A 17312-nucleotide genomic window follows, 5' to 3' on the forward strand; every position below is an offset into this window, starting at 1 on the left:
AACACTTCTGACCCGACGGTAACGTGTCGAATCGATCAGGTGTGCTCCGGGGCACTGTGTCCACCGAGGGAGGCGCCGATCACTAGACGGCGGCACCCTCGAACTGAGCGTTGTAGAGACGGAAGTACGCGCCCGCCGCTGCGATGAGTTCGTCGTGTGTGCCCTGCTCGACGATCTTGCCCGACTCCATCACGACGATCAGATCGGCGTTACGGATGGTGGAGAGCCGGTGCGCGATGATGAAGCTGGTCCGCCCGACGCGCAACGCGGACATTGCTTGCTGCACAAGCTGTTCCGTACGTGTGTCGACTGAGCTGGTCGCCTCGTCGAGAATCAGCAGCGACGGCTCCGACAGGAATGCTCGGGCAATCGTGATGAGCTGCTTCTCGCCGGAGCTGATGTTCGACGCCTCCTCGTCCAGCACGGTGTCGTAACCGTCCGGGAGCGTGTGGATGAAGCGGTCGACGAAGGCAGCGCGTGCGGCTTCGTGAATCTCGTATTCGCTGGCGTCGAGTCGGCCGTATGCGATGTTGTCGCGGATCGTGCCGCCGAAGAGCCAGGTGTCCTGCAGAACCATGCCGACGTGCTTGCGCAAGTCGGAGCGGCGCATCTGCGAGATGTCGACGTCGTCGAGAGTGATTCGGCCGGAGTCGACTTCGTAGAAGCGCATGAGCAGGTTGACCAAGGTGGTCTTGCCGGCACCGGTGGGCCCGACGATGGCGACCATCTGCCCGGGCCGGGCCGTGAGGTACACGTTCTCTATCAACGGCTTGTCCGGCTCGTACCGGAACGAGACGTTCTCGAACTCGATGTGACCGACGTTGCGATGACGTCCGGCGGGCTCGGGGAGAAGCGGCACGTCGATGTCGGGCGACTGCTCGGGTTCGTCGAGAAGCTCGAAGACCCGCTCCGCCGACGCGGCTCCGGACTGCAGGCTGGTCGACATGGACGCGATCTGCGTCAGTGGCTGGCTGAACTGACGCGAATAGACGATGAAGGCCTGAACGTCACCGAGTGACATGTTGCCGCTGGCGACCTTGAGAGCGCCGACCACAGCGAGCAGCACGTAGGTGATGTTTCCGACGAAGTTCATGACCGGCATGATCAGGCTGGAGAGGAACTGTGCGCCGAAGGACGCGTCGAGGAGCTTCTTGTTCTGCTCGGCGAATTCACGCTCGGCTTCGGCCTGATGCCCGTACACGCGTACCAGGTCGCGACCGCTGTAGTTCTCCTCGATCTGCGCGTTGATCTTGCCCGTCTCGGTCCACTGAGCCTTGTACAACACCTGTGCTCGCTTGGCGACCCTGGCAACGAGGAGCACCGATACCGGCACCGCGATCAGTGCGATCAGGGCGAGCATCGGAGAGATGACGAACATCATCGTCAGGACGCCGAGGACGGTGAGCACCGACGTCAGGAGCGAGGTCAACGTCGACGACAGCGTCGACGAGATGTTGTCGATGTCGTTGGTGACGCGGCTGAGGATCTCGCCGCGCGGTGTCTTGTCGAAATACGGAAGGGGGAGACGGTGGAGCTTCGCCTCCACCGAGGCACGCAGGTTGTAGATGGTCTTCTGGACGATGATGTTGAGGAGGAATGCTTCCAACCAGGCAAGCAGCGACGAGAGCAAGTACACGCCGATCGCGAGCATGACGACCTTGCCGATGGCGTCGAAGTTCAGACCCACACCGGGAACGACGTCGGTCGAGTTGGCGACAAGATCGGCGAACGTCGAATTCCCTGATGCCCGGATGGCGTCTGCGGCCTGCTCGCGGGTCAGTCCGGCGTGCAGGCTCTTGCCGATGAACCCGGCGAAGATGAGGTCTGTCGCGTGACCGAGGATTTTCGGCACTGCGACCGACAGCGCGATGCTGGCGATCGTCGCAACGACGACACAGAAGACCGCAAACTTGTGCGGCTGCAGAAGCGAGAGAAGCCGCTTCATCGTCGCCTTGAAGTGGCGAGGTTTGGTGTCAGTCGCGGTCAGCGCGGGCTTCGGCTCTTTGTCGGGGGTCTCGGGGTTACTCGACTTCGCATCCCCGTCCGCGGATTCAGGTTCGCTCGGGATCTTGGCGAACACCACCGTCGGGGCATCGTCGAAGTACTGGCTGTTGGGGCCGCCCCATGTCGGGTCCTGCGGGCTGGTCATGCGCTCATCTCCGCGGGAATCTGGGAAGCCACGATCTCTTGGTACGTCGGACAGTTGGCCAGAAGGAACTGATGGTCGCCGAGGCCGACCGGCGCACCGTCTTCGAGGACCATGATCTGGTCGGCATCGATGATGGATGCGACGCGCTGAGCCACGATGATGACCGTCGAATGAGTCGAAACCGTCCGGAGTTCGCGTCGGACCGCGGCGTCCGTATGCATGTCGAGAGCGGAGAACGAATCGTCGAAGACGAAGATCCGGGGTCTGCGGACCACCGCTCTGGCGATGGCGAGACGTTGTTTTTGTCCGCCCGAGAGATTGCCGCCGCCCTGGGCGATCGGTGACTCGAGACCGTCGGACAGCTCCCGGACGAAGTCGTCTGCCTGGGCGATGGTGAGGGCTGCCCAGATGTCGTCGTCGGTGGCGGTCGGGTTTCCGTAGCGGATATTGCTCGCGATCGTGCCGGCGAACAGATAGGCCTTCTGGGGCACATATCCGAAGTTGGCGAAGAGTTCGTCCTGATCCCAGCCACGGACGTCCAAGCCGTCGACCAAGACGGCGCCGGCCGTGACGTCGAACAGTCGGGGGATGAGTGAGACGAGGGTCGATTTGCCACTACCGGTACTGCCGACGATCGCGGTGACCGTGCCTGGCATGCATCGCATCGAAACATTCGACAGAACCGGCGTTTCTGCTCCTGGATACGTGAATCCGGCTCCACCGAACTCGACCACGCCGTATGGGCTGGTCGGGCGAAGGGGCTGGGCCGGCGCGGGCACGGTCGCCTCGGTGTCGAGTACTTCGGTGATGCGGTCGGCGCACACGGCGGCGCGGGGGATCACGACGGCCAACATGGTCGCCATGACCACCGACATCAGGATCTGCATGACGTAGGCGAGGAAGGCGCTGATCTGTCCGATCTGCATGTCCCCGGTGTCGACCAGATGCGCGCCGAACCACAGGACCGCCACGCTCGACAGGTTGGCGATCAACATGACGGTGGGCAGCAGAACCGCCTGGTACCGGCCGATGAGGAGCGAAGTGTCGGTCAGTTCCTTGTTGGCCTTGTCGAAGCGGATCGTCTCGTCGGGTTCGCGAACGAAGGCGCGAATGACACGCATACCGGTGAGCTGTTCGCGCAGTGATCGATTGATGTTGTCGATGCGCGTCTGCATCGTCCGGAAATGCGGGATCAGCTTGGCCACCACGACCGAGACGGTGATGCCGAGCAGTGGCACCGAAATCGTCAGGAGCCAGGACATCTGCAGGTTCTCGCGCAGAGCCATGACGATGCCGCCGATGCACATAAGTGGGGCGCTGACGAGCATCGAGGACGTCAGCATGACCAGGGCCTGGATCTGCAGGACGTCGTTGGTGTTGCGTGTGATCAGCGTCGGCGCACCGAAACTGTTGAATTCGCGATCCGAGAAACTGCCGACTGCCTTGTAAAAGGCGCCTCGAACGTCGTGGCCGAAGCCCATCGACGATTTTGCAGCCAGATAGGTCGATGCGACCGACGCGATGATCGACGCAAGCGAGACCAGGAGCATGATCCCGCCGGTGGACATGATGAATCCGGTGTCGCCTCGGGCGACGCCGTCGTCGATGATCCGCGCGTTGAGTGTGGGGAGGACCAACGACGCGATGGCCCCGAAGAGTTGCAGTGCGAGGACCCCGGCAAGCAACCAGCGGTACGGCGGCAGGTACGTCTTGAGGAGTTTTGCTAGCACGACGGTTCCCGGTGAGTTGCCTCGGTTGCCGCTCGTTCGCGATTGATCACACGCACACGGTATGACAGATCGCGGTCGAGGTTGGCACCGACTCTGACGATTGCATCCTTTTGTCCTAATTGACTGTGATCTCGAACACACTCGAATTCGAGATTGGATTCAGGTCACAGCACCTGAACTGCAGGTTTACATATTCATCCAATGTGTCACGTTTTCGCTTGGACAGAAACAAACTGGACGTACGTATTTAGCTTGGCTACAAAGACGTGGAGCGAACAAAACGTGCGCCGCGTCATAGATATTCATGCAAGGAGTCACATATGGGATCCCTCGGAAACCTCCTCAAGGCCAACGGTATGGGCTGGGGCATTCTCCAGCTTCTGCCCCTGGTCAACATGCTCAAAACCCTTCAGGGGCTGGACACCGCGAGCTCGAACTCCTGACGTTCGACCTCGAGAAATCTTCCGAAACAACACAGGAGTAGTCGCATGACCTCGATTCAGAATCTCGACGCCTTCCTCAAGAGCGTTCTTGCATTCGTGACCAAGTTGAACGCGGGATCGGCAGACGGCTCGGGTTCGGCCGGTTCGGCCGCCGAGTAGTTCTCGGTCCTCACTTCACCTCAACTGCATTCCGACAAAAGGAGGCCCGACATGGGTTCATTCGAAGACTTCAGCGGCGTCGTCAAGACGTTCATTCCGGTGCTCAAGGACCTGTTCACGGCACTCGGTGGTGGCTCTCTCACCCCTGGGACGGGATCGGCGGCCGATAAGTAAGTCCAGTTTGTCCGAAAGTGTGGCTCGCAGTTGTCTGCGGGTCACACTTTTCGGCTTTTCACTGTGAGCTAAATCACATTATGGGACATTCTAGAGGGTGAATTTGCGCTTTGAACTGCAATTATCCGTAAAGGTGTGACCGAAAGTCCGCATTGATAGCTATTAGGTAGCTAGACAAGTGTGAAAAGCCGGTCTATAAATGCAGGCAGCGCCAAGTAAGTGCGCTACATCACAGCTCGGGATGTTGTTCGGGGGGCGGTTCAGCCATCCGTGCGGCAGAAGTTCCCGAACCATCTCGGCCACCGCCTGCGGCCGGAATGGCGCTGGAACATCACACCACCTCACATACAGGAGAACCTCCTATGTTCGGATCACTCAGCACCCTCGGACCCCTGCTCACCGCGCTCGGAGCTTTCCTCAAGTCCGTTCCCACCGAATCGCTGTCCGGCAAGGGCGAGGGCTCGTCCACCGGTTCACTCTCGGGTCTGTCCAGCGGATCCGCCGAGTAGTCATCCCTTCCGGCAGGTCCATTCGGCTCTGCCGATCGGATTGCATGCAGGTGCCCTCTGTCCACTGTCGTGGCCGGAGGGCACTCGCGTTTGCGGAGATGGTCGCAGCTGCCGTTTTGGCATGTGAACACAGAACTGCGAGTGGCAGCACCTGCGTACGATGGTTCGACGACATCGGCATACGGTCACCGCGACGTCCGGTGCTCCCGAATTCAGAGGTAGCCGACCGCGAGGTGACGCATGGTAGGGACGAGTCGCTTTCTGCGCCTTCTCCTAGTGCTGGCCGTCGTACTTGCGGCATCGTTGATCGGCATCCTCACGCGCCCACCAGGTTTGCTCGCGACATTCTGGTGCGCCAACGCCATTCTGCTGGGAATGATGGTCAGATGGCCGGTCCTGATCGAATGGCGGACGTGGATCGCCGCGGCCGTCGGATACGTCTGCGCTGACCTGATTACGGGCAACTCGCTGTCGCTTGCCCTGCAGCTGAACGGGGCCAACCTCGCCGGAGTGACGCTCGGTGTTCTCGTTCTGTACTACTTGAAGCGCACACCGTTCCGATTGGTCGATTCGCAGTCGCTGGTATGGATGGTCTTCGTTTCGTTCGTCGCGGCGACTGGTACCGCGGCCACGGCCGGCGCCTTGGACCGGCTCTTACGCGGTCAGTCCTTTGCCGACACGTTTTTCCACTGGGGTGCCACCGAGGTCATGGCGTACCTGCTGGTCCTTCCTCTCATTCTCACTCTCACCATCCCATCGAGTCTTGCCGAGTTCCGCAGGAAACTGACCGCCAGAACTGTCGCCGCTCTGAGCGTTCCGCTACTCGCCACTGCAGCCTGCGTGCCGATCGCCCTCAGTATCGAAGGGCCGATTGCGCTGGTCTTGCCGATTCCAGCTCTCCTCTGGTGTGCCACTCGCATCTCGGTTCCGAGCACTGCCTTCGTTTCAGTGGTCTGGTCGGTGTGGTCACTCATGATGGCGGGTAGCGGTCGACTCGACATCGGAGATCAAGCCGCCTCGACGTGGAACGAGGACGTCATCACATCCATAGCGGTCACCCTGATCGCGTTGGGGCCGATAGCGGTTGCCTGTGCGACCGAGGAACGCCGTGCTGCCGAGCGTGAGCTCTTCCTTGCCGTCGAATTCGACCATCTGACCGGGGTCCTCTCGCGCGGTGCGTTCCTCGGCCACGCGGAAGCGGAACTTGCCGACGCGACTCGCACACAATCTCCGGTCGGCCTGCTGATGCTCGACCTGGACCACTTCAAGAGCATCAACGACACGCATGGACATATGACCGGTGACAGCGTTCTCGCGAACTTCGCCGAGCGGGCCGCTGACCGATTGTCGGACGGCGATCTGATCGGAAGGCTCGGCGGCGAGGAGTTCGCCGTTCTGCTTCCGGACTGCAGCTACGCGCGAGCAATCGATGTCGCCGAGGCGGTCCGCGGCGCGCAAGTCGAGTACTCGGCCGAATCAGATGTGACGAGCACCGTCAGCGTCGGCGTCGCGTGGGTCGATCATGCGACGCCGGCGCTGTCGACCCTCATGAGCGTCGCAGACGAGGCTCTGTACGACGCCAAGCGTGCTGGGCGCAACCTCGTGAAAGTGCACCGCGTCGGCAACGACACCGTGCCGCAACGGAATTCCGAGCCGGACACTGCCACCCACACCTATCGCAAACCTGCGCTACCCCGAACGATCCGGCGAGGATTTGGCCGCGAAGGTGTGGTGGACGGCCGATAACCGCGCTGACCTGCATCGGGATTGGCATATAGTCGCACCCATGCAGCTTGATTCGACGCCTTCGCCCCTGCCGACGCTTCCGCTCCGATTCGGAACCCCACTGACCGAGAACTCCATCCGCGTGATGATGTTGGGATCAGGCGAGTTGGGTAAGGAAGTTGTCATCGCGCTGCAGCGTCTGGGCGTCGAAGTGATTGCGGTGGATCGGTATCCCGATGCCCCTGGGCACCAGGTGGCTCATCGTGCTCATACCGTCGACATGACCGATCCGGAAGCACTGCTTGCCGTCATCGAGTTGGAAAAGCCTCACTTCGTGGTTCCCGAGATCGAGGCCATCGCGACGGATGCGCTTGCACTCGTCGAAGAACGCGGGGGTGCGGTGGTCATTCCGACCGCCCGAGCCACCCAGCTCACGATGAACCGTGAGGGAATCCGTCGGCTCGCGGCCGAGGAGTTGGGCCTGCCCACTTCGCCGTACGCTTTCGCGGACTCGCTTGCCGAAGTGCAGGCAGCGACAGACCGAATCGGTTTCCCGTGCGTCATCAAGCCAGTCATGTCCTCGTCGGGGAAGGGACAGTCGACGGTTCGATCCGCCGAAGATCTCGACGCCGCATGGGATTACGCGATGGCCGGAGGTCGTGTGAATCACGGCCGGGTGATCGTCGAAGGCTTTGTCGATTTCGATTACGAGATAACGCAATTGACAGTTCGAGCCGTCGGTGAGAGCGGTCAGGTCGAGACGTCGTTCTGCGAACCGATCGGGCACCTGCAGGAGGCCGGAGACTACATCGAATCGTGGCAGCCGCAGCAGATGTCCGCGGTTGCGCTCGCCTCGGCCCGAGACGTCGCCGAGAAGGTGACCACGGCTCTGGGCGGGCGAGGCATCTTCGGCGTCGAGCTATTCGTGAAGGGCGACGACGTCTTCTTCTCCGAAGTGAGCCCACGGCCGCACGACACCGGATTGGTGACTCTGCGGACGCAGCGACTTTCGGAGTTCGAACTGCATGCCCGCGCGATCCTGGGCTTGCCGGTCGACACGACGCTCACGTCTCCGGGAGCATCGGCAGTGATCTACGGCGGAGTGGAGGCAAAGGGGATCGGATTCGACGGCGTCGCCGAGGCGCTCGCGGTTCCCGAGACGGACCTGCGGCTCTTCGGCAAGCCGGAGAGCTTCACGCGTCGTCGCATGGGTGTTGCAGTGTCGACGGCCGCCGATGTGCCTACTGCACGCGACCGTGCTCGCGAGGCTGCGTCGAAGGTGCGTCCCGTCGGATGAGTCCAGCGGCCGAGGTCCTCGTCGGGCTGGTCATCCTGGTCGGTCTGATCGGTGTCGTCGTTCCGATTCTCCCGGGGACGCTTCTCGTTTTCGGTGCAATTCTGGTGTGGGCGATCATGACCGGTGGTGCCACGGCGTGGACGGTGTTCGCGCTGTCCACGCTGGCACTGGTGGTCACCGGGATCGTGAAGTACACGTGGCCGGGCAAGCGGATGAAGTCCGGGGGAGTGCCCAACCTGTCGGTGGTGGTCGGCGGCGTCGTCGGCATCATCGGGTTCTTCGTGATTCCGGTCGTGGGGTTGTTCCTCGGATTCATCGTTGGAACGTATTTCGCGGAACTAGCGCGGCTGCGCCGTTACGACATCGCTTGGTCGTCGACGCTTCACGCGGTGAAGGCAGTCGGATTGTCCATGCTGGTGGAACTGTTCGGAGCGCTGATCGCGGCGGGGCTGTGGCTGGGAGCCGTTGCGTTCACCTGAGCGCAGCGGTACCAGGAGCGGGCGTTGTCGCACATGACCGCGGGCAGGTCGTCGCCGACAGCGTCGGCGATCACGTCCAGGTCGTGGACCTCGAACGCTCGACGTGCCCGTGTACCGGGTAGATCGGTGCCGAACATCAGCGCAGCGGGATTGACCGCGTGGATCTGGCGCAGCACATCGCTGACGTCGGAGATGGTGGTGCGGCCGAACCCGGTGGCTTTGACGCGCACTCCGCGGTCGACGAGGTTGAGGAGATACGGCAGTCCGCGGGTGGACATTCCCAAGTGGTCGATGCTCACCGCGGGCAATTTGGCGAAGACCGGTTCCAACGACAGCAACAGCGTGGCATCGACGTAGAACTCGGCGTGCCAGCCGACCAGATCGAATGCGCGGTTGGCGAGATCGGCGAGCAGACGCAGGTCGGTGGCGCCGCGGCGCAGGTTGAACCGGACGGCACGTACTCCCAGTGCGTCCAGGGCAACGATGTCTTCATCCGTCGCATCGAGCGGCAAAGCAGTGACGCCCACCCAGCCTTCGCCGAGTTCGGACAAGGCAGCTTTCAGGTATTCCTGGTCATTGCCCTGGTACGACGCGGTCACCACCGCGCCGCCGTCAACGCTGAGGCCCTTCAGCGAGGCAATCCGGGCCCGGTAATCGGCCACGGTGAAGGGCTCAGGCAGGTACCCGTGATTCTCGACCAGCGGGAAGCGCGGGTCGATGATATGCACATGGGCGTCAAACACGGGGTCTATTTTGCCCTGTTGCCCTGGGTCCCTGCACACACCACCGGCCCGATGTGACCTGGGTCGCGTCGGGCCGGTGGAGGGCTTCTGTTCAGTTACTTCCGCGCACTCAGTTCGCGCGGTCGGGCTCGGATGCCTTCAGCATGTCGTGACGCTCGACGACCTTGATGCGCTCACGGCCCTCGGGCTCGCCCAGGCTGCGCTCGTGCGCGTCGAGGCGGTACCAGCCCTGCCAGGTCGTGTACGGAACCTGCTTGCCTTCGAGGAACTCGATGACTGCGTTCTCGTCGGGGTTCGCGGCGCCCGCGAAGTCGACGGAATCCTCGAGAAGATTCGCGACGGTTTCGTTGGCGTCGCCCTTGGTGTGGCCGATGAGGCCGACGGGGCCGCGCTTGATCCAGCCGGTGACGTAGGTGGCCGGCATGAACCGGGCTGCGCCCTCGGCGTTGTCGTCGGCGACGACGCGTCCGGCGTCGTTGGGGACGGTGCCGGCCTGGTCGTCGAACGGCAACTGCGTGATGTTCTGCGAGAGGTAACCGACGGCGCGGTACACGGCCTGGACATCCCAGTCCTTGTACGTGCCGGTGCCCTTGACGTTGCCGGTGCCGTCGAGCTGAGTGCGCTCGGTGCGCAGGCCGACGACCTTGCCGTCTTGACCGAGGATCTCCGTGGGAGATTCGAAGAAGTGCAGGAACAGCTTGTGAGGACGGGCTCCGACGTCGCGAATTGCCCAGTCCTGCAGCGTATTCGCAACCATGTCGACCTGCTTGGAGTTGCGGCGAGCCTGCTCGGAACCCTCGTCGTAGTCGATGTCCTCGGGGTCGACGATGACCTCGATGGTCGGCGAGTGGTCGAGTTCGCGCAGTTCGAGAGGGGTGAACTTGGCCTGGGCCGGGCCGCGGCGTCCGAAGACGTGAACCTCGACGGCCTTGTTGTTCTTGAGGCCCTCGTAGACGTTGGCGGGGATCTCGGTCGGCAGCAGTTCGTCGCCGGTCTTGGCGAGAACGCGGGCGATGTCGAGCGCAACGTTGCCGACGCCGAGGACGGCGACCTTCTCGGCTTCGAGCGGCCACGTACGCGGTACGTCGGGGTGGCCGTCGTACCAGGAGACGAAGTCGGCCGCGCCGTAGCTGCCGTCGAGTTCGATACCCGGGATGCCGAGCGCACGGTCGGCGTTGGCGCCGGTGGAGAAGATGACCGCGTCGTAGAACGACTGCAGGTCGTCGAGGGTGATGTCGGTGCCGTAGTCGATGTTGCCGAGCAGGCGTACCTGAGGCTTGTCGAGCACCTTGTGCAGGGCGGTGATGATGCCCTTGATGCGCGGATGATCAGGCGCGACGCCGTAACGAATCAGGCCGAAGGGCGCGGGCATGCGCTCGAAGAGGTCGATGCTGACGCCGCGGCCGGAAACTGCGGTGTCGGATTTCATGAGGGCGTCGGCGGCGTAGATGCCGGCGGGGCCGGCGCCGACGATCGCGACCCGGAGTGGGCGGTTGGAGTCAGTCATCGTGAGGACAGCTACCTTCTTCGAAGTTCGGACAACATATCGACAAGTATCCAATTTAGCCGAACCTAAGCACAGTGCCTCGGTTGCGGCCGAACGGATCCACACTCTCACTCGATCGGTTGTGGGTAAACCTATTCTTTCCTCCCATTCTCCTGTTGTCTCGGGTATCCGGGGTAGGGGCCTGATCCTTGACGGGCCACAATTTCAAGTTGTGGGGGACTATTGGCGTTATGAGTGACGAGCTGCGCGAATCCGACAACATCGATGGCAAGAAGGCGTCTGCGGGGCCGTTCCTCTTGGCTGTCGCCATCGTCGCCTTGATCCTGGGTGGAATCTTCGTCGCATCGTGGATCTCGCCGGCCGAGGAGAACGTCACCGAGTCGGACCGCGTGAGCCGCTCCGTCACCGACTACGTCGATGCCGAGAATCGGAATGACGCGGAGACGATCAAGACCCTGACCTGCGCGAGCTTCAATTCGAGCAACGGTCCGATGGCCGGCGTCGACGGGACGGTCGAGCTGAAGGGTGTGGACGGGGTCGCGGTCAACGGCGATCGCGCCCGGGCCGACGTGACGATCACCGGTGGCGGAGCGGGCGAGCGAGTCTCGACCTGGGCCCTGACCCGTGACGGCAACCGTTGGGTCGTCTGCAACTGACGGCCCGCTCAGGCGCTCACGGCAGTCTTGTGAAAACATGGACTACGTGAGTTACGCAGGCGATCTGACGCCGGAGCAAGCCTGGGAGCTGCTCCGCGAAAACCCCGACGCCGTGCTGGTCGACGTGCGGACCGATGCGGAGTGGAAGTACGTCGGTGTCCCCGATGTGTCCTCCCTCGGCAAGCAGGCCGCACTGATCGAATGGGTGAGCCACCCGACCGGCGCGCGCAATGACAACTTCGTCGACCAGTTGAAGGAAGCCGGCATCACTGCTGATTCCTCCGGGTCGGAGCGTCCGGTGATTTTCCTGTGTCGATCCGGACAACGTTCCATCGGTGCGGCGGAAGCTGCGACTGCGGCGGGCATCGGCCCGTCGTACAACGTGCTCGACGGGTTCGAAGGCGCATTGGGTGCCGACGGACATCGCGGACTTGTAGGTTGGCGGGCCATCGGCTTGCCATGGAGGCAGCAGTGAGCGGAATTCCCCAGGGTGGCGCATTTCAACGAGCGCTGCCGGACGACGTCGGTCTCGGCACTCTCGGAGTTCGCGGCGGACTGATGCGTACCGGGTTCGAGGAGACTTCCGAAGCGCTGTTCCTCAACTCCGGATTCGTCTACGAGAGTGCAGAAGCCGCCGAACAAGCCTTCACCGGCGAGGTGGATCATTTTGTCTACTCCCGCTACGGCAACCCGACGGTCAAGATGTTCGAAGAGCGCCTGCGTCTCATCGAAGGTGCAGAAGCGTGCTTTGCGACGGCCAGCGGAATGTCGGCAGTCTTCACGGCGTTGGGCGCACTGTTGGCCAACGGCGACCGATTGGTCGCCGCGCGCAGCCTCTTCGGATCCTGCTTCGTGGTGTGCAACGAGATCCTTCCGCGCTGGGGGGTCGAGGTTGTTTTCGTCGACGGTGAGGACAACGCGCAGTGGGAAGAGGCGCTGTCCGTGCCTACCACGGCAGTGTTCTTCGAGACTCCGTCCAACCCGATGCAATCTCTCGTCGACGTTCGACGGGTGTCGGAGCTTGCTCATGCAGCCGGTGCAAAGGTAGTGCTGGACAACGTCTTCGCGACGCCGCTTCTGCAGCGCAGCCTCGATCTGGGTGCCGACGTCGTGGTGTACTCCGGCACCAAGCACATCGACGGTCAGGGCCGCGTGCTTGGTGGCGCGATCCTCGGTACCGAGGAATACATCAGCGGTCCCGTCCGAGAACTGATGCGGCACACCGGTCCTGCGCTCAGTCCATTCAATGCGTGGACTCTGCTCAAGGGCCTGGAGACGATGCCGGTCCGTATTCGGCACTCCGTGGCTTCGGCACTCGAGATCGCCGAATTCCTCGAAGGACACTCCGGCGTCAAGTGGGTCAAGTATCCGTACCTGACGTCGCATCCGCAGCACGAGCTCGCGAAGTCTCAGATGAGCGGTGGCGGAACGGTTGTCACGTTCGAGCTCGATGCGCCTGACGGAGAGGGCAAGAAGCGGGCGTTCGAGGTTCTCAACGGTCTGCGCGTCATCGACATCTCCAACAACTTGGGAGATTCCAAGTCGTTGATCACTCACCCCGCCACGACAACGCACCGGGCCATGGGTCCGGAAGGCCGTGCAGCAGTGGGTCTTACAGACGGCGTTGTCCGTCTGTCCGTCGGTCTCGAAGACACGGCTGATCTGTTGGCTGATCTGAAGCGAGCACTCGGCTGAATCGCTGGAGCGCCTTGCCTCGAACTTCCGACGGCAAGGCGTTCTACGGTGCGGGCGTGAGACCCAGTTGTTTGACGTCGATCGTCAACGCCGTCGTATTCAGTGTGAGACCTGAGCTTGTCGTGTCGGTGGGGTAGATCGTGAACAACACCTGCGCCGTCAGATTGGTGTTGTTCAGGGCCGACGTGACCGCGATGAGGTTCGGCGTCGGTGCTGTGCTGTCGTACAGCAGATTGTTGCTCTGATCCGTGACGTACGTGCGAAGGTCGATGTTGGCGGCCGCGAGCCCGCCGCTCAACTTGGTCTTGTCGACTGTCACGTTCGCTTTCAGACGTGGGCCGGTGGCCATCACCTTCGAATCGCAGAAATACGTGTAGTTGAATCCGGGCTTGAGCCGGTAGGTAGTGATGTCCGGGATATATACGAGTGGATTCGGATTGGTGGGCGCGTTGACGTAGACCTGCGAATACCAGCCCCCGCCGCTCGTGGTCACGCACGCTCCCAGATCCAGGGTCCCGGACTGGACAGCGGCGCTTGTCAGGGTCGCACTGTCGGTCCACTTCGCCAATGTGCCCGAACCGCCGAGCAATACGGCTCCGGCCGCGGCAACTGCCATGGCAGCTTTCGTTGTCTTTCTCATCACGGCACCAGCGCCTTGATCTCGTCCGGCAGTTCGCTCGGGGCAGGAGATTCGGCCCAGACTCCCGTTGACGTGTCGATGACGGTGACTCCGGAAGGGGTGATTACGTATAGCTGATCGGTACCGGTGAGCCAATGCAGGACAGCGTCGCTGTCGACGGTACCTCGATAGACTTCAGTACCTGATGAATTCGACACGGACACAACGGTTCCAGTGGAAGTCGAGAGCTTCTGTGCACTGTGACCGGTCGTGGTCACCGGGGTGCCGACGGGGGCCTCGCTCGGAGTGGTCGTGACTGGTGGCACCGTTGTCGTTGTCGTTGTCGTTGTCGTTGTCGTTGTCGTTGTGGGCGGCGGCGTAGTTGTAGTCTGTGACGAGGTGGTTGTCGACGGTGCAGTTGTGCTGGTGGTTGTCGACGGTGCAGTTGTGCTGGTGGTTGTCACAGCCGGCGCCAATGTCGTGGTGGGCGTGGTGGATGAGGCGGTCGTGGAAGTGACGGCCGTAGTAGGAGTGCTCGGAGCGTCTGCCGCCAGTGCCGGCGCTGCCGATCGACTGAGAGCAGATGTCCCGCTGATCGGACCGCCACACGAGTAGAGCAGGCCGACGAGAATGCTGAATTGGTAGCCGGAGTACGACGGCGTGACCGACGTGCCGCTCAGTCCATGGATTTCGATGTTGTAGGTGCCGACTATGAGCGGGAACGCGACTGTTGTACCGCCCGAGCCGTATCTCATGGAGCCTGTAGTAGACATTGCGGTGTAGTCATTCGATCCCAACAAGGATCCGTTGCTATCGCGGGCAATTAGACGGTATGAGCTTCCGACAGTCGCGGGCCAGGTGATTGTCACCGCGACCGGAACAACGAGCGCAAAATTCACCGCGCAACTGGCTGTGCTTGGCGACGTGGGAAAGGTTGCAGCAGTGCCGAACTGAATGCTTGTTGCCGTGGCTGTGTCGGTGTACCCCGCCTTGGTACCACCGATCTGGGACACACCGACCACCGTGAGACCGACCGTAGCCAAGGCGACGATGGCCTTGAGGGCATGGGAGTCGCCGCGTATGTCCTGACGATCCCGCTGAGGTTCCTCCGCGTCGGAAGCCTCACGTCGACGGAACGCGATGTACAGGAGCCCGCCGACGGCAATCGCACCAAGCACAAGCCCACTCGGTCCGGACAGCCAGACTGCCACGTATCCGAGGCGGTTGATGCTGAAGAAGACGCGATCGGCTTCGGTGATGACGTAGGGATCGGGATCGGCGATCGGATTTGCATCACCACGCAGTTGTGCGACGGCAAGGTTGTTGCCCTGCTGATCTATTGATTCCACACGATGGGTGATGCGCGTGCCTTGGCTGTCGGAGACGCTGACGATGTCACCGACCAGCACTTCCGAAGCAGGCACGGTGCGCGCGAATGCGAGAGCACCGGTATCGATCGTGGGTGACATCGATCCACTCCGAAAGATCAGCGGGGTGATACCGAAAGCCAGACCGGCGATGAAAATGATGATGGATACCAAGCCTGCGAGGGCTCCCAGACTGAGCAGGACTTCCCGTACCCGGTTCGGCATCGAGGCCTTTGCATGTTTTTTCGTGTGTCGAGCCATTGCCATCACACCTTTGCCGTGAAGGTCAGGACGATGTTCGACGTGCTGTTCGTCGGCGGTGTCGGTGTTGTCGGAAGCTGCACCGAGACACATAAATTCTCGGTAGCCCCTACCGCCAGTGGGCGGTCGGGGCTACCGATGGCTTGATTCGCGGTGAGTGTCAGTGCGAGCGAGGACACCACGTTGGTGCCGTCAGTGCACTTGTTGGCAACAGTTCCGTTAGAGGAAACCGTCATTCGTAGAGAAGTCGTCAACGCACCATCACTCGTAGACGTGATGGTGTACTTCAGTGGGACAGTTGCCCCTGTGCCGAGGTTGTTGACCTTGATCAGAGCGGTATTCGAATCACCGGGAATCATTCCGGACTTGCCAAGCTCACTGAAATTCAGGGACTTGGTCAGGGTGGGCTGGGCAATGCTGTTCAACTGCAGATTGATCGACCCGGTCGTGATGTTTCCCGAAGTCGCAGTCGCGGAAGACGTCCAGGCCGCGAGCGTGGTCACACCGCCGACGCCAAGCACCATCCCCAGTGCGAGCAGCGCGCGAAAACGCGTGCTGGTCAACAGGTGACGAATCCGGTGGGCCGGACGGTCAGGGCGCGAGGGCATCGTGCTGGCCTTTCTCGATCTGGGCGGAGTCTGCGGGCGCGAAAGTTGCAGGGTCAGGAGCGAATCGGGCTCGAGCTCGCTCCTTCCGGCCGTCACGGATGCCGCTGATCATCATGTACGACGCGTACAGCAGTAGAGCGGTCACTACGATCACCACGATCACGGTGCGCTGCTCTCCCGTCAGCCAGGTGTTCACGTAACCGAGATAAGGCAGGCTGTACCAGACCTTTCCCCGGATCTGCACCGGCCGCACTTCCTTCTCGTCAGGCTCACCGTTCGCATCGCCCTGGGTGATGAAAGTTCTTTCACCCTTCTGGTTTTCACTTGTGGCGATGATCCGGTGCGTGACGACGGTCGGCTGACCGGATTCCAGTTGGTACGTAATAGGTGTACCGATCCCCAGTTCGGACGGATCGACAGGTTTGACGACTACCAGTGATCCAGGGTTGTACGTCGGGCGCATCGAACCGGTCAGAATCGTGAAGCGCTGTGCTCCGGCAAAGAAGGGAACGACAATGGTTGCGACGATGACTGCCGAAATTGCCAGCAGCAGTGTCCAACTGACGATAGAGGTGATCCACCAGAGTGGGCCGGTGCGATCGGTGCGCTTCGTGGAGTGTTTTGTCATACCGGACCTGCCTGGAAGGTCAAGGTCGTGGTGCTTGTTGCACCTGAGACCGCCCCGACGCCTACCGTGAGTCGCAAGCACAGAATGTACGTACCGCCTGAGACCAGCGGACTCGGCATGTACGCCGGTGAAACCGGGTACTGCAGCGATGCATCCATCGATCCGGACGTCAGTGGGGTCACTGCCGGAGCCGCGGTGTTGACGCCGGCAGGGCAGGCGCCTTCGTTGGCGACTCCGTACGTGGTCAACGTGAATCCCGTAAATGCGGTCGTCGACTGCATTCGCCATTGCAGAGGATCAGTCCCCGAATTCTTGACGGTGAGCGGTGCTTGCACCGTGTTTCCCGGGACAACGGGCGTCGCGGCCGTCGTCAAGTTCGCCAGGGTGTACGCCGCACTGGTTCCGGCAGTTGTACCAACCGTGAGATTGACGCTGGCGGCTGTCGCCGTACCGCCATTCGCGCTCGCCGAATCGGACCACAGCGCGAGCGACTGCTGCGACGATGCGAACACCGCTACAGCAGCCACCGCGACTGCGATCGCTCCCCAGACCTTTTTCCTCAT

General features: G+C 62.0%; 18 protein-coding genes. 9 read left to right on the plus strand and 9 right to left on the minus strand.

The genetic code is table 11. From position 1 onward, the window contains the following. Positions 1-82: 82 nt before the first annotated feature. A complete protein-coding gene (locus ACBG85_RS07150) occupies positions 83-2149 on the minus strand; it encodes an ABC transporter ATP-binding protein (RefSeq protein WP_372026708.1) in 2067 nt (688 codons plus the stop codon). Further along, positions 2146-3879, minus strand: coding sequence for an ABC transporter ATP-binding protein (locus tag ACBG85_RS07155; protein WP_064074658.1), 1734 nt, complete (start codon positions 3877-3879; stop codon positions 2146-2148). Before ACBG85_RS07155 ends, ACBG85_RS07150 begins: the two co-directional genes overlap by 4 nt. 320 nt (positions 3880-4199) lie before the next feature. On the opposite strand from ACBG85_RS07155, the gene ACBG85_RS07160 reads away from it, so the two are divergent. From ACBG85_RS07160 to ACBG85_RS07185, 6 genes are all read left to right on the plus strand, one after another. Next, a complete protein-coding gene (locus ACBG85_RS07160; protein WP_003944443.1) occupies positions 4200-4322 on the plus strand; it encodes a hypothetical protein in 123 nt (40 codons plus the stop codon). A gap of 210 nt (positions 4323-4532) precedes the next feature. Beyond that, positions 4533-4655 carry a hypothetical protein gene (locus ACBG85_RS07165; protein ID WP_019749478.1) on the plus strand — a complete coding sequence of 41 codons (123 nt, stop codon included), beginning with the start codon at positions 4533-4535 and terminating at the stop codon, positions 4653-4655. A 362-nt stretch (positions 4656-5017) separates the two neighbouring features. Next, entirely contained in the window at positions 5018-5164 is a 147-nt protein-coding gene (locus tag ACBG85_RS07170; protein WP_007726811.1) for a hypothetical protein, read from the plus strand. Positions 5165-5404: 240 nt separating this feature from the next. Continuing rightward, entirely contained in the window at positions 5405-6910 is a 1506-nt protein-coding gene (locus ACBG85_RS07175) for a GGDEF domain-containing protein (protein ID WP_223304638.1), read from the plus strand. A gap of 40 nt (positions 6911-6950) precedes the next feature. Next, positions 6951-8186, plus strand: coding sequence for a formate-dependent phosphoribosylglycinamide formyltransferase (gene purT / locus ACBG85_RS07180; protein ID WP_003944342.1), 1236 nt, complete (start codon positions 6951-6953; stop codon positions 8184-8186). Continuing rightward, positions 8183-8665, plus strand: coding sequence for a DUF456 domain-containing protein (locus ACBG85_RS07185; RefSeq protein WP_007726816.1), 483 nt, complete (start codon positions 8183-8185; stop codon positions 8663-8665). The genes purT and ACBG85_RS07185 overlap by 4 nt, the downstream gene beginning before the upstream one ends. Here the strand turns inward: ACBG85_RS07185 and ACBG85_RS07190 are convergent. After that, positions 8569-9408, minus strand: a complete 840-nt coding sequence (locus ACBG85_RS07190) for an amidohydrolase family protein (RefSeq protein ID WP_223304639.1) — start codon at positions 9406-9408, stop codon at positions 8569-8571. The genes ACBG85_RS07185 and ACBG85_RS07190 overlap by 97 nt on opposite strands. A 109-nt stretch (positions 9409-9517) precedes the next feature. Next, positions 9518-10915, minus strand: coding sequence for an FAD-dependent oxidoreductase (locus ACBG85_RS07195; RefSeq protein ID WP_372026715.1), 1398 nt, complete (start codon positions 10913-10915; stop codon positions 9518-9520). A gap of 230 nt (positions 10916-11145) precedes the next feature. Here ACBG85_RS07195 and ACBG85_RS07200 point away from each other — a divergent pair, with 230 nt between their 5' ends. Genes ACBG85_RS07200 through ACBG85_RS07210 form a run of 3 tightly spaced genes read left to right on the plus strand, consistent with a single transcriptional unit; the run spans position 11146 to position 13266 of the window. Next, the gene (locus ACBG85_RS07200; RefSeq protein WP_007726820.1) at positions 11146-11571 is read left to right on the plus strand and encodes a hypothetical protein; all 426 of its coding nucleotides are present in this window, start codon (positions 11146-11148) and stop codon (positions 11569-11571) included. A gap of 46 nt (positions 11572-11617) precedes the next feature. After that, entirely contained in the window at positions 11618-12046 is a 429-nt protein-coding gene (locus tag ACBG85_RS07205) for a rhodanese-like domain-containing protein (protein ID WP_007726822.1), read from the plus strand. Further along, entirely contained in the window at positions 12043-13266 is a 1224-nt protein-coding gene (locus tag ACBG85_RS07210; protein ID WP_172403504.1) for an O-succinylhomoserine sulfhydrylase, read from the plus strand. The genes ACBG85_RS07205 and ACBG85_RS07210 overlap by 4 nt, the downstream gene beginning before the upstream one ends. Before the next feature lie 43 nt (positions 13267-13309). Here ACBG85_RS07210 and ACBG85_RS07215 read toward each other — a convergent pair whose 3' ends face one another. From ACBG85_RS07215 to ACBG85_RS07235, 5 genes are read right to left on the minus strand one after another with little or no spacing between them, the layout of a single operon-like run. Further along, positions 13310-13906, minus strand: a complete 597-nt coding sequence (locus ACBG85_RS07215) for an alternate-type signal peptide domain-containing protein (protein ID WP_047269470.1) — start codon at positions 13904-13906, stop codon at positions 13310-13312. Then, positions 13906-15477 carry a signal peptidase I gene (locus ACBG85_RS07220; RefSeq protein ID WP_372026719.1) on the minus strand — a complete coding sequence of 524 codons (1572 nt, stop codon included), beginning with the start codon at positions 15475-15477 and terminating at the stop codon, positions 13906-13908. The genes ACBG85_RS07215 and ACBG85_RS07220 overlap by 1 nt, the downstream gene beginning before the upstream one ends. Positions 15478-15518: 41 nt before the next feature. Continuing rightward, entirely contained in the window at positions 15519-16121 is a 603-nt protein-coding gene (locus tag ACBG85_RS07225; RefSeq protein ID WP_372026721.1) for a SipW-dependent-type signal peptide-containing protein, read from the minus strand. Then, the gene (locus ACBG85_RS07230; RefSeq protein ID WP_269612301.1) at positions 16105-16749 is read right to left on the minus strand and encodes a signal peptidase I; all 645 of its coding nucleotides are present in this window, start codon (positions 16747-16749) and stop codon (positions 16105-16107) included. The genes ACBG85_RS07225 and ACBG85_RS07230 overlap by 17 nt, the downstream gene beginning before the upstream one ends. Beyond that, entirely contained in the window at positions 16746-17312 is a 567-nt protein-coding gene (locus ACBG85_RS07235) for a hypothetical protein (protein WP_064688843.1), read from the minus strand. The genes ACBG85_RS07230 and ACBG85_RS07235 overlap by 4 nt, the downstream gene beginning before the upstream one ends.

This window comes from Rhodococcus sp. NyZ502 (assembly GCF_041464245.1).
In the GTDB taxonomy this organism is placed as follows: Bacteria; Actinomycetota; Actinomycetes; order Mycobacteriales; family Mycobacteriaceae; genus Rhodococcus_F; species Rhodococcus_F qingshengii.